The sequence below is a fragment of the Aestuariivivens marinum genome (genome assembly GCF_022662175.1).
Lineage (GTDB): Bacteria > Bacteroidota > Bacteroidia > Flavobacteriales > Flavobacteriaceae > Aestuariivivens > Aestuariivivens marinum.
Map to the genome: position 1 here is coordinate 284,795 of NZ_JAKMCR010000001.1, position 12,086 is coordinate 296,880.

Sequence of the window (12,086 nt, forward strand, 5' to 3'; positions counted from 1 at the left end):
CATGCCAACCGAAATAGTAATTGTCTTGGGATCGCCCAATGGCCCTCATGGTGAGTTAAGTGATATAGCCTTAAGTCGGTTAAATTGTTGTTTAGCCCATTTTAAGGACAATATGAAAATCCTTTGTACGGGTGGTTGGGGCGAACATTTTAATACGTCCCAACAACCTCATGCCTTTTATTCCAAGCAATACCTTATAAGTAAAGACATACCCGAAAGTGCCTTTTTAGAATTTGCATTATCAAAACATACAGTGGAAGATGCCGTAAAAGCTCATGAGATTATCTCTAAATTGGATGCTGTTGCTTTAACTGTTATTACATCGGACTTTCATTTAAAACGAGTGAAACTGATCTTTAATGCCGTTTTTAAAAAATATGCCATAGAATATATAGGAGCCAAAAGTAATCTAGACCAAGCCCAGTACAAGTCCCTATTGGCCCATGAAGAAAAAGCGGTACAGTCTATTTTAAAACATGGGCTTTATTTTTAGAAGGACCCGTTGGCTTTGTAAAAATTTTCGGCTACCTTCGTTTTGCTTTTGGTATATATCATTAAAGCGACTCTATATCCATTATAGTTAGGCATTATTAAATAAAAAATATAAGCTCCAAGTTTTAAAATTTCTATACAATAAACTAAATTTATTTAATGAGAATTTCATCTTTACTAATCGTATTTCTACTTTCATTCACTATATCAAATGCACAAATTTCTGTTCAAACAGTTGCATACTGGGACTTGAATGAAGAATATTCTTTTTCGGGAAGCTATGACAATTACAAGGTCAAAAATCAGGACACCATTTATCTCTCAAAAATGAACTATGATGTAAACATTAAAGTTTTAGGCCAAACAGATTCAACATATACCATTCGATGGATATACCATAATCACAAATTTATTCAAGGAACGGAATTAGCTAGAAAACTCTCTGAAGGTAAAGACACAATTCAAGTAGTTTTTAAAACAAATGAACTTGGAGCTTTTAAAAAGATCCTGAATATTGAAGAATTAACTGAATATTACAGAGAAAAATTCAATTCATTATCGAATACATATGCTGATGACAAACAAACATTAGAAGCCATAAATTCAGTTCGAAAACAATTTGAAAATCCTGAATACATATTAACGAATTCAATTAAAGACATATCAAGTTTTTACACATTTCATGGAGCTAAGTATGATTTAAATGAAGAATACAATGGAAATTTGAAAACAGTAAACAACTATGACACCAATAATCCATTTGATACAAAAGTAACGGTTTGGCTTGATGAAATTGACTCCGAAAACAACAATTATATCTTAAGAACTTATCAAAATGTTAACGAAAATCAGTTAAAAAAAGTCGTAGCAAAAAAACTGAATATCCCAGAAGATCAAATACCAGAATTAAAAAACGAAACCTATGTTACTAATAGAATTCATGGATCTGGATGGACAACGTATATGATTTTCACTAGAGAGGTTACATCACTTGATGATAAATCTGTTGAGGAGTATATTATCCAAATGAAATAATAACACTTAACATAGCAAATAAAAATAGTTTATTTACTCTAGAACATCAATTAAAATCGAAAATCAACTAAATGATAAAAACATTCTGCATACTGAATGAAATTATTTTTCATAAACCTGAATGCTAAACAACCTTTAAAAATAAAACCCAAAACTACCCGTTACGCCAAATTTTCGAGCATCGAGGTTTAACACAGGATCTTTATAATTACCCCTAAAGTTAAAATCAATACGAAAGACCTTAAAAATATTACCCACCCCTAAACTGTACTCGTAATAGGGTTTATCGTTAGGGGCAATTAACGGAATGTTATTCGGGTTGTTGGTCGTGTTTAAAGCAATATTTTCTTGGGAAATCTCGCCCCAAACACCTCGTATACTAATAATCTCCCTTAAATTAAGCTTACGCAAAAGTGGCACTCTGGAAAAGAACCTGCCATTAAAATTATGTTCAAAATGAAAGGACGTATAGGTATCACTTACAAACTCATAAAAATCGAGTTGTGAAAAGGTATTGTAAATGGAGAAATAAGATTGGTTTCCAGGAATAACGCTCAGTAAGCCCAAGGGCACTTCACCAAAGGTTTTTCCAGCTTCCACGGTAGTTACCAAACGTCCAAAACCGCCCACTTGCCAAGGCTGCACATAAGAGAATTGTACTTTGGTATAATCGAAATCACTATTAAATAGGCTTTTATCGCCTCGACTCACTTGGGCAAACAAACGTGCAAAATCATCATTGGCAGTTTTGCGTTCCACGCCAAAACCGGTCATTTTACGCTTAGGAAAATAGGATAAGAAAAAGGTGGTTTCATATTGTTTGATCTCAGATTCTACCCCGGTTGGTGTATTATAATCTAAGCTAAAAGTTGGTGATGCCGATTCTAAAGTACGGTAATTACCTCCCAATCTAAAAATAAGGTTTCGCCAAGGTTCTGCTTCAACAGCAAAACTCGTTAGGTTAATAGAGGTTAACTTATCGTTGGCACTGGTGCCCACTACCGACGATGATGCCAAACTACGCCCCAATACATCGGTAGAGGTGGTTAAACTGGCTCCTATTTGTTCCACATCGCGACGGTTCCCCCCAGAAATAATAAGTCGGCTTTTTTTATCCAACAACCATTTCCCCGAAATACCATATTTAAATTTATCATCTCTAAAACCATAGGCCACAAAGCCTTCCATACGCCAAAGGTCATTTCTTCCAAAATAGGTGCGTCCACCAGTTCGTAAGCGTAAGCCTTCTACCTCATTAAAACCAAATGTTGAAAAGATGGGGCCATAATCTAAGGGCAAGCTATTAAATTCAATATAACCCGATGCCAAAATACTTCCCAAATTGTAAAGCTGTTTAAACTTTTTAACCGTCTTTAGGGTATCCAACATTTTGTAAACCCCTTTTTCATCTTTGCTAAGCGCTTCTAACCTATTGGCATCCCAAAACGCATCGTCCCTATCGTAAATATCCTGATCGTAATTATAAACCTCGGTATCGTAGAACTTTTCGTCTTTCTTAATATCAAATTGGTAATTGTCGTAGAGTGTGGTGCGCTTACCATAAATACCGCGGGAGGCTTCCTTTTTGTTGAATGCAAAGTCGCTCATCATATAATCGCGCTTTACCAAAAACAGTGAGTCGTTCAACACTTCAAACTCCTGCTCAATATAAATTTCCTTTACCCAGTTAATGTTTGCACTTTTGGAAGCCTGCATATTGATTTCCTTGATGGCATAGGTGGTATCTGCTACCCAAAAATCACCTTTAAAGGTGAGTTCGTTTTTTCGGCGTGGGTAATAAATAATATTATAGCACCATTTATTGTCGATATAGGTGCTATCGGACAACACATAGTTATAGGTATTAATTCCTGTTCTAGACAGTGGACTCACAAAACTTTTATCAAAAAACTTTAGATAATTATCGTACACGTTGAAATCGGAGTAGAGGTCACCTACAAAATCAATAATAACCTGATTATCACTAAAACCAGAGTTTTTATTTCCCTTTAACACCTCCTTTTTCTTATTAGAGTTATTATCGCCATAAACTTTCGATATAGCCTCATTGATAAACATAGGAAGGTATGTCTTTCCTGTCACCCGAGACGTATCCACCTCATTGAAGACAAATTCCATACCCCTAAACAATTTGCTTTTTATTAAGGCACTATCGATGGTATTGATGTCGAACTCTACTTTTTCGTATTTATCGTATTCGTACTGCTTAAACTGCTTTAAGCCATTGCTACGTTTATTAGCCCATATTTTGCGTAAAATATCTATGGCCGGATTATTTTTTTTAGATTGTTTCCCAGAAATAATAACCACCTCACCCAACTGTGCCGTTTCTTCTTTTAATATAAATCTTAAATTGTAGTTTACCCTTTTTTCTAAAGGAATATTTAAGACCTCATAGCCTATAAACGATACGGTTAAGGCATCCCATGTTTCATCGGACTCCAAATAAAACTTACCATTTTCATCGGTAATCGTCCCTTTTGTGGAGCCCTTAAAAATGACATTGGCAAAGGAAATTGGAGCATCATATTCATCAAAAACATAACCACTTACCTTGGTTTGGGCAAACGTAGAACTGCTTATGAAAAAAAATAGGAGTATAAGTCGTTTTATGTTCATCATACAAAAAAACTCCATCAACAAATATGCTAATGAAGTTTATATAACGTAAAAAAATTATATTTATTTGTAAAGCACCTTTTTAACGGCCTTTATAACATCGTTACTATTTGGCAACCATTCTTCCAATAATACAGGAGAATATGGTGCAGGCGTATCGGCTGTGTTTAATTTAATTATTGGTGCATCTAAATAATCAAAAGCTTCGTTTTGTACCACATAAGTAATTTCAGAAGCGACATTTGCAAATGGCCAAGCTTCTTCTAAAATGACCAAACGATTGGTTTTTTTAACCGACTCTATAATAGCATTCTTATCCATAGGTCGAACAGTACGCAAATCGATTATCTCACAGGAAATACCTTCCTTTTCCAATACATCTGCAGCTTTATGGGCTTCTTTTATTATTTTCCCAAAAGATACAACAGTTACATCGGTACCTTCTCGCTTGACATCGGCAACACCAAGTGGCAAAATATATTCTCCTTCTGGCACTTCACCTTTATCTCCGTACATCTGCTCACTCTCCATGAAAATCACTGGGTCATCATCTCTAATAGCTGCTTTTAATAAGCCTTTAGCATCGTAAGGTGTAGAAGGCACAACCACTTTTAAACCAGGAGTGTTGGCAAACCAGTTTTCAAAGGCTTGTGAGTGAGTTGCACCAAGCTGTCCCGCCGAAGCCGTTGGCCCACGAAATACGATAGGACATTTAAACTGTCCTCCAGACATTTGTCTAATCTTAGCGGCATTGTTTATTATTTGATCAATTCCAACAAGAGAAAAGTTAAAGGTCATGTATTCTACTATGGGTCTATTGCCTGTCATAGTTGACCCCACAGCAATTCCTGCAAACCCAAGCTCAGCAATAGGAGTATCTATAACACGCTTAGGCCCAAACTCGTCCAACATACCTTTAGACGCTTTATAGGCACCATTGTATTCTGCTACTTCCTCTCCCATTAAATACACACTCTCATCCCGGCGCATCTCTTCACTCATGGCCTCACAAATAGCCTCTCTAAATTGAATAGTCTTCATTTAATCTGTTTTTTATCGAATTGCAAAAATAATAATTAATGCCATAATCTCTTTAAAAGAATTATGTAATTTTATTATGCATGCATAGTAAATAATCGAAATAAAATATTTACCTTCGTATCCTAAAATTAATCGTTCTTTTTTAGCTTTAACCCGCAATTTTTTCTTGAAATCAAATATAAAAGCACTTGGCTGGGTTACGGTTAAATACAATCTTTAAAAAGTATTTAAAAAATGAAGATATTAGTATGTATTAGTCATGTTCCGGACACTACATCGAAAATCAATTTTACAGAAAATAACACCAAATTTGACACTAATGGTGTGCAATTTGTTATAAATCCTAACGATGAATTTGGTTTAACCCGTGCCATGTGGTTTAAGGAAAAACAAGGTGCAAATGTAACAGTTGTTAATGTTGGTGGCCCAGAAACTGAACCTACCCTACGCAAAGCCTTGGCCATTGGTGCCGATGCAGCCATTAGGATAAATACCCCGGCAACTGACGGATTTTCTGTAGCAAAGCAATTGGCGAAAGTGGTTGAAGATGGCGATTTTGACTTAGTAATTACCGGCCGCGAATCTATCGACTATAACGGTGGCATGGTACCAGGTATGATTGCAGGGTTGACCAATATGAATTTTGTAAATAAATGTATTGGCTTAGAAATTAATGGTGGTATCGCCCAAGCTGTTCGTGAAATTGATGGCGGTAAAGAAACGGTTTCTACAACATTACCATTGGTCGTTGCTGGTCAAAAAGGGTTGGTGGAAGAAAGTGATTTACGTATACCTAATATGCGTGGCATTATGATGGCGCGACAAAAACCACTAACAATTACTGAACCCATAGAATCAAAAGTACATACAACTTCAGTATCTTATGAAAAACCTGCACCAAAAGGCGCCGTTAAGCTGGTAGCTTCAGATAATTTGGATGAATTGATTGATTTGCTTCATACAGAAGCTAAGGTGATTTAAATTGGTAAAACTTGTTCATTGAGGCTCTCGAAATGAACAATTAAACAATTTCAAGGCACTTCAAGAGCCTCAGTGCCCAAACAACTGTAATAATTATGTCTGTTTTAGTATATACCGAATCCGAACAAGGAGCATTTAAAAAAATAGCTTTCGAAGTGGCATCTTACGCTAAAGCTGTTGCCAACCAATTAGGCACAACCGTTACTGCGGTTACTATTAATGCCGATAATACCAATGAACTGAGCAACTATGGTGTTGATAAAGTTTTAAGTATAGTCCATTCACAATTAGATTCGTTTAATGCAAAGTCTTACGCTGAAGCCATACAACAAGCTGCCGAAAAAGAAGGTGCTAAAGTGATAGTTGTTAGCGCTTCAGCAAACAGCAAGTATATGTCACCGTTTTTGGCTGTTGGACTGCAAGCAGGTTATGTATCAAATGTAGTAGCCGCTCCCACAAGCTTATCACCTTTTGTTATAAAACGTAGTGCTTTTACCAATAAGGCTTTTGAATTAACACAAATAAATACTGAGATAAAGATTATTGGTATTTCCAGTAACTCTTTTGGGCTGGTTGAAAACAAAAGTGACGCTACTAAAGAAGCTTTTTCTCCTACACTTTCAGAAAACACCATTAAAGTTGAGTCTGTTGATAAAGCCACCGACAAAGTGACCATTGCTGATGCCGACATCGTTGTTTCTGGAGGGCGTGGCTTAAAAGGTCCTGAAAACTGGGGCATGATAGAAGAACTAGCCAATATATTGGGTGCTGCCACGGCATGTTCCAAACCTGTATCCGATTTAGGATGGAGACCACATAGCGAACACGTTGGGCAAACAGGTAAACCTGTAGCTTCAAATTTGTATATTGCTATAGGTATTTCTGGTGCCATTCAGCATTTGGCAGGAATAAACGCCTCAAAGGTTAAAGTCGTTATCAATACAGATCCAGAAGCACCTTTCTTTAAAGCTGCAGACTATGGTGTTGTAGGTGATGCATTTGAAGTCGTACCAACTTTGATTGAAAAATTAAAGGCCTTTAAAGCACAACAATAAATTATTTTTTTATAACTTGTATAACCGTATTAGAACTGCTTAAGTTAGCATAAAATTTCCAAATTCTGCCTTGGCAGTTGGTAAAGTCCTAATTTAAACAGTTCTTTGCGTTTTTATAATTTATGAGCTTAGTAAGGTTAAACATAAAAGGCATTTCGTATAGCCAAACACAAAACGGTGCTTATGCACTTATTTTAAATGAAGTTGATGGTGACCGCAAATTACCCATAGTTATTGGTGCCTTTGAAGCGCAATCTATTGCCATTGCACTTGAAAAAGAAATTCGTCCACCCAGACCCTTAACCCACGATTTGTTTAAAAATTTTGCAGATCGATTTGATATTGTTGTAAAGCAAGTGATTATTCACAAATTAGTTGATGGCGTATTTTATTCCAGCTTAATTTGTGAACGGGACAAAATTGAAGAAATAATTGATGCACGTACGAGTGATGCCATTGCATTGGCATTACGTTTTGACGCCCCTATTTTTACGTACAAAAACATTTTGGATAAAGCTGGCATTTATTTAAAAGTCAATCCGAAAAAAGACGACGATGAACAAGAAGACAGTGTTTTGGTTGACGATTTAATGGCAGATGAATTAGAGGAAGTTCCAAAAGAAACCTACAAAACCAAAAGTTTAGAGGAACTCCATAATCTTTTAGATGAAGCTGTTGCAAATGAAGATTATGAAAAGGCTGCCAAAATTCGCGACGAGATTTCCAAACGATAACCCTTGATTTATGAAGCAGTTTCGATTATTCTTTTTCATCTTGTTGCTATGCTTTTTCACTAATTTACACGCTCAAGATGGTAATACTCCTATTGCTTCAGATAGCACAATTACAATAGAAAGTACTGCGGTAAAAGATTCCATCGCCCAAATGGAAAACACAATAATAACCGAAACTACTGAGACCCAAATTTCATCAAAAATAAATTCAGAAACGCCTCAAACGTTGATTCCTAGTCAAGGCTTTTCTTTTAAAAGTTTATGGCATGGTGTTTTAGGAATGATTTCCTTAATCTTTATTGCGTTTCTATTTAGTAAAAACAGAAAAGGCATTAATTGGAAAACCGTTGGACTAGGATTAGGAGCTCAAGTCTTACTGGCCATTGGAGTTTTAAAGGTTTCTTTTATACAATTGACTTTTGAGTGGGTAGGAGGTCGATTTGTGGACATACTTAACTTTACAATGGCTGGCACAGAATTTTTATTTAACTCTTTTGTTTCTAAAGAACTGGAAAGCTCTCTTGTCAATTTTGCAATAACCATACTACCTACAATAATATTCTTTTCTGCCTTAACGTCCGTTTTATTCTATCTAGGTGTTATCCAAAAAATAGTTAAGGGTCTTGCATGGTTGTTAACTAAACTTTTGCAAATTTCAGGAGCGGAAAGTTTGAGTGTAGCTGGTAATATCTTTTTAGGTCAGACAGAATCTCCCCTAATGATAAAAGCTTATTTGGAAAAAATGAATCGTTCTGAAATACTGCTTGTCATGATAGGCGGTATGGCAACTGTTGCTGGCGGCGTTTTAGCTGCATACATAAAATTTTTGGGGGCAGGAGATCCAGTGATGGAAATATTTTATGCTAAGCACTTATTGGCTGCCTCTGTTATGGCTGCCCCTGGTGCTGTTGTAATTTCTAAAATCCTTTATCCACAGACAGAAAAAATAAATTCTGAAATAAAAGTAACCAAGGACAACATTGGTTCAAATATTCTAGATGCAATTGCCAATGGTACTTCAGAAGGTTTAAGGCTGGCAGTTAATGTTGGTGCAATGTTGCTAGTGTTTTTAGCTTTTATCGCTATGATTAATGGTATATTAGGGTGGGTTGGAAATGTAACTACTTTAAATACTTGGATTGTAGATAATACAACTTATGATGCGTTTTCATTAGAGTTTTTGCTGGGCTATTTATTTGCTCCTGTTATGTGGTTAATTGGTGTTCCTTTGGATGACATGACACTTATGGGACAACTACTTGGCATTAAATTAGTAGCTAGTGAATTTATTGGATATATTCAGTTAGCCGATTTAAAAAACATGTCGAACGTCATTCACCTCAACAATGAAAAATCAATCATCATGGCCACCTATATGCTTTGTGGATTTGCCAATTTTGCCTCCATTGGCATTCAAATAGGAGGTATCGGCTCTTTAGCACCTGGACAACGCAAAACCTTATCTCAATTTGGCATGAAAGCCCTTATTGGTGGTACTATAGCCTCTTTGGTTTCTGCTACGATTGCTGGGATGATTATAGGGTAAAACACTTTCTGCGAAAGCAGGGAATCTAGTCGACCAACTCTCTTTTGCAACGTTAATAACTTTTTAATATTTAGGCTTATTAAAATCCATTCTGAAAACATCATTTTGTTTAAATTCGTCCATGCCTAATCATGTTTGATTATACAACTAATTTTTAACTAATTGAGAGATTCCTGTTTTCACAGGAATTTGGCTTATGAAACAATACCACGATTTAGTAAAGCACGTTTTAGAAAACGGAAACGAAAAAAATGATAGGACAGGAACGGGAACCAAAAGTGTTTTTGGTTATCAAATGCGTTTTGATTTGAGTGAAGGGTTTCCTATGGTCACTACAAAAAAATTGCATTTAAAATCAATCATTTATGAATTACTTTGGTTTTTAAAAGGGGATACCAATATTAACTATCTAACTGAAAATGGGGTACGAATCTGGAACGAATGGGCCGATGAAAATGGTAATTTGGGCCCTGTATACGGACACCAATGGCGCAACTGGAATAGTGATGACATTGATCAAATAAAAGAGGTTATCCATACCCTTAAAAACAATCCAAATAGCCGACGTATGTTAGTATCGGCATGGAATCCATCTGTACTTCCAGACACATCAAAAAGCTTTAGTGATAATGTAGCCAATGGTAAAGCGGCATTACCGCCTTGCCATGCCTTTTTTCAGTTTTATGTAGCTAACGGCAAACTGTCCTGCCAATTATACCAGCGTAGTGCAGATATCTTTTTAGGTGTGCCGTTTAACATCGCTTCCTATGCCCTATTCACCATGATGATGGCGCAGGTATGTGGCTATGAGACAGGGGAATTCATCCACACCTTTGGTGATGCCCATATATACAGCAACCATTATGAGCAATTGGAACTACAACTATCAAGGGACATAAGACCTTTACCAAAAATGATTTTAAACCCAGAAGTAAAGGACATTTTCGCCTTTACGTTTGAAGATTTTACTTTAGTCGATTATAACCCGCATCCCCATATCAAAGGGGTGGTGGCTGTGTAAAAAAGAGAAAGGCTTCCATTAGGGAAGCCTTTAGTTTTTTAATGAGATACATCATTATACAGCTACTACACTATTTTCAGAGCCTGCATAATCATTCCAAGCATAAGCATCTGCATCACTGTCGTTAACATAGTCACCATCAACGATGTACTTGAATTCATAAGAATTGTCTTTTTCCAAGTCAAGCGTCCCTTTAAAGGTTCCATTTTTTAATTTTTTTAAAGGTGCTTCTTTTGCATTCCAATCGTTAAAACTTCCAACAACTGAAACTTTCTTAGCTTCTTCAGCTTCTATAGAAAAAGTTACTTTACATACCGGTTTACTTTTTAAGTATTGTTTTTTAATAGCCATAATTCCTTATTTTAGACATTAAACATAGGGCAAATTTACAATAAGAAGTGAGGCAACTCATACGCTATGATACTAAACCCTAAAGAATTATCAATTTCATAATATGCCTTTACATTAATTTAATGTTTAAAAAAATTTAAAGCTTAAATTATAAAATTAGCATACTGAAAATAGCCTTTTTATTGATTTACACAACCCTTAATAATTAATTGATTCCCCAATTAGACTTAAGGAATTCGGTAAAATGTTCTAAATTTACAGCAATTAACCTAATAGTATGTTTGGAAAAAAGAAACCAGAAATAAAGATTGATAAAGACCAATTAGAGCTTATAGAAAATGCTCAAAAACGGATTAGGCAGAAAAAATGGCTATACATACACTTTGTCGTTTTTCTTATTGGTACCATATTGCTCATAATAAGCAATACGCTATTGGGTATTGGTAAAGAATATACCTTATTTGGTAAAGCATGGTTTCTTTATGCTATTTTATTATGGACTTTCTTTTTTCTATATCATGTTTTCAATGTGTTTATTACCAATAAATTTATGGGTAAACCTTGGGAAAAACGACAATTGGAAAAATTGGTTGCCAAACAACAGGAACGTATTGAAAAACTAAAAGCTAATTTCATTAAAGATGAATCTGCAGCAGTAAAAAATGAATTGACAAACACTCAAAAGACTTCGAATAAAAAGCCTGAAATTACAATTATTGCCGCAGCTGCCAAAAACAATGCTATTGGAAAGGACAATAAATTAATATGGCATTTGAGTGACGATTTAAAACGATTTAAAAACCTAACAAATGGTCATTTTATTATAATGGGTCGCAAAACCTTTGAAAGCTTCCCTAAACCTTTACCCAATAGAACCCATGTAGTTATTACGAGGCAAGAAAACTATACTGTCCCTGACGGTGTTATTGTAGTAAACAATTTAGATGATGCTCTAGATGCTGCTAAAAATGATTCTCAACCTTTTATCATTGGAGGTGGAGAAATATATAACCAAGCTATGGCTATTGCCGATAAAATTGAGCTTACCCGAGTACATGAAAATTTTGATGCAGACACCTACTTCCCAAATATTGATACAACCATTTGGAAAGAAATGGCACACACTTTGCATGACAAAGATGAAAACAACGACTATAAGTACTCCTTCATTACTTATAAACGTATATAAA

The 12,086-nt window shown here is 35.5% G+C and carries 11 protein-coding genes; 8 read left to right on the plus strand and 3 right to left on the minus strand.

Going from position 1 to position 12,086, the window contains the following annotated elements; all coding sequences use genetic code 11:
• Window position 1: 1 nt before the first annotated feature.
• Both MR053_RS01190 and MR053_RS01195 read left to right on the plus strand, forming a co-directional pair.
• Complete coding sequence (locus MR053_RS01190) at window positions 2-493, plus strand: YdcF family protein (RefSeq protein WP_223548990.1); 492 nt, start codon at window positions 2-4, stop codon at window positions 491-493.
• Window positions 494-651: 158 nt separating this feature from the next.
• On the plus strand, window positions 652-1,527 hold the full coding sequence (locus tag MR053_RS01195; RefSeq protein ID WP_242130694.1) for a hypothetical protein: 876 nt from the start codon (window positions 652-654) through the stop codon (window positions 1,525-1,527).
• Window positions 1,528-1,662: 135 nt separating this feature from the next.
• Here MR053_RS01195 and MR053_RS01200 read toward each other — a convergent pair whose 3' ends face one another.
• Window positions 1,663-4,185: a DUF5686 and carboxypeptidase-like regulatory domain-containing protein gene (locus MR053_RS01200; protein WP_394800310.1), complete on the minus strand. Its 2,523-nt coding sequence runs from the start codon at window positions 4,183-4,185 to the stop codon at window positions 1,663-1,665.
• A 45-nt stretch (window positions 4,186-4,230) separates the two neighbouring features.
• On the minus strand, window positions 4,231-5,208 hold the full coding sequence (locus MR053_RS01205; RefSeq protein ID WP_223548994.1) for a pyruvate dehydrogenase complex E1 component subunit beta: 978 nt from the start codon (window positions 5,206-5,208) through the stop codon (window positions 4,231-4,233).
• Between the two features lie 234 nt (window positions 5,209-5,442).
• On the opposite strand from MR053_RS01205, the gene MR053_RS01210 reads away from it, so the two are divergent.
• The 5 genes from MR053_RS01210 to MR053_RS01230 all read left to right on the plus strand — a co-directional run bounded on the left by MR053_RS01210 (window position 5,443) and on the right by MR053_RS01230 (window position 10,545).
• Window positions 5,443-6,189 carry an electron transfer flavoprotein subunit beta/FixA family protein gene (locus MR053_RS01210; protein WP_242130695.1) on the plus strand — a complete coding sequence of 249 codons (747 nt, stop codon included), beginning with the start codon at window positions 5,443-5,445 and terminating at the stop codon, window positions 6,187-6,189.
• A gap of 95 nt (window positions 6,190-6,284) precedes the next feature.
• A complete protein-coding gene (locus MR053_RS01215) occupies window positions 6,285-7,244 on the plus strand; it encodes an electron transfer flavoprotein subunit alpha/FixB family protein (RefSeq protein WP_242130696.1) in 960 nt (319 codons plus the stop codon).
• A 122-nt stretch (window positions 7,245-7,366) separates the two neighbouring features.
• Window positions 7,367-7,978, plus strand: coding sequence for a bifunctional nuclease family protein (locus MR053_RS01220; RefSeq protein ID WP_223548999.1), 612 nt, complete (start codon window positions 7,367-7,369; stop codon window positions 7,976-7,978).
• Between the two features lie 10 nt (window positions 7,979-7,988).
• Complete coding sequence (locus MR053_RS01225) at window positions 7,989-9,524, plus strand: NupC/NupG family nucleoside CNT transporter (protein WP_394800311.1); 1,536 nt, start codon at window positions 7,989-7,991, stop codon at window positions 9,522-9,524.
• Between the two features lie 196 nt (window positions 9,525-9,720).
• Complete coding sequence (locus tag MR053_RS01230; protein ID WP_242130697.1) at window positions 9,721-10,545, plus strand: thymidylate synthase; 825 nt, start codon at window positions 9,721-9,723, stop codon at window positions 10,543-10,545.
• A gap of 54 nt (window positions 10,546-10,599) precedes the next feature.
• Here the strand turns inward: MR053_RS01230 and MR053_RS01235 are convergent, their stop codons facing one another.
• A complete protein-coding gene (locus MR053_RS01235; protein ID WP_223549003.1) occupies window positions 10,600-10,896 on the minus strand; it encodes an isoamylase early set domain-containing protein in 297 nt (98 codons plus the stop codon).
• A gap of 277 nt (window positions 10,897-11,173) precedes the next feature.
• On the opposite strand from MR053_RS01235, the gene MR053_RS01240 reads away from it, so the two are divergent.
• Window positions 11,174-12,085 carry a dihydrofolate reductase gene (locus MR053_RS01240; RefSeq protein ID WP_242130698.1) on the plus strand — a complete coding sequence of 304 codons (912 nt, stop codon included), beginning with the start codon at window positions 11,174-11,176 and terminating at the stop codon, window positions 12,083-12,085.
• The last annotated feature ends 1 nt before the right edge of the window (window position 12,086 follow it).

What these genes read in the sequence shown, in the direction of transcription:
- MR053_RS01240 (WP_242130698.1), top strand. Translation starts at nt 11,174, where the DNA reads ATGTTTGGAAAAAAGAAACCAGAAATAAAGATTGATAAAGACCAATTA.
- MR053_RS01190 (WP_223548990.1), top strand. Translation starts at nt 2, where the DNA reads ATGCCAACCGAAATAGTAATTGTCTTGGGATCGCCCAATGGCCCTCAT.
- MR053_RS01200 (WP_394800310.1), bottom strand. Translation starts at nt 4,185, where the DNA reads ATGGAGTTTTTTTGTATGATGAACATAAAACGACTTATACTCCTATTT.
- MR053_RS01220 (WP_223548999.1), top strand. Translation starts at nt 7,367, where the DNA reads ATGAGCTTAGTAAGGTTAAACATAAAAGGCATTTCGTATAGCCAAACA.
- MR053_RS01230 (WP_242130697.1), top strand. Translation starts at nt 9,721, where the DNA reads ATGAAACAATACCACGATTTAGTAAAGCACGTTTTAGAAAACGGAAAC.
- MR053_RS01225 (WP_394800311.1), top strand. Translation starts at nt 7,989, where the DNA reads ATGAAGCAGTTTCGATTATTCTTTTTCATCTTGTTGCTATGCTTTTTC.
- MR053_RS01195 (WP_242130694.1), top strand. Translation starts at nt 652, where the DNA reads ATGAGAATTTCATCTTTACTAATCGTATTTCTACTTTCATTCACTATA.
- MR053_RS01205 (WP_223548994.1), bottom strand. Translation starts at nt 5,208, where the DNA reads ATGAAGACTATTCAATTTAGAGAGGCTATTTGTGAGGCCATGAGTGAA.
- MR053_RS01235 (WP_223549003.1), bottom strand. Translation starts at nt 10,896, where the DNA reads ATGGCTATTAAAAAACAATACTTAAAAAGTAAACCGGTATGTAAAGTA.
- MR053_RS01215 (WP_242130696.1), top strand. Translation starts at nt 6,285, where the DNA reads ATGTCTGTTTTAGTATATACCGAATCCGAACAAGGAGCATTTAAAAAA.
- MR053_RS01210 (WP_242130695.1), top strand. Translation starts at nt 5,443, where the DNA reads ATGAAGATATTAGTATGTATTAGTCATGTTCCGGACACTACATCGAAA.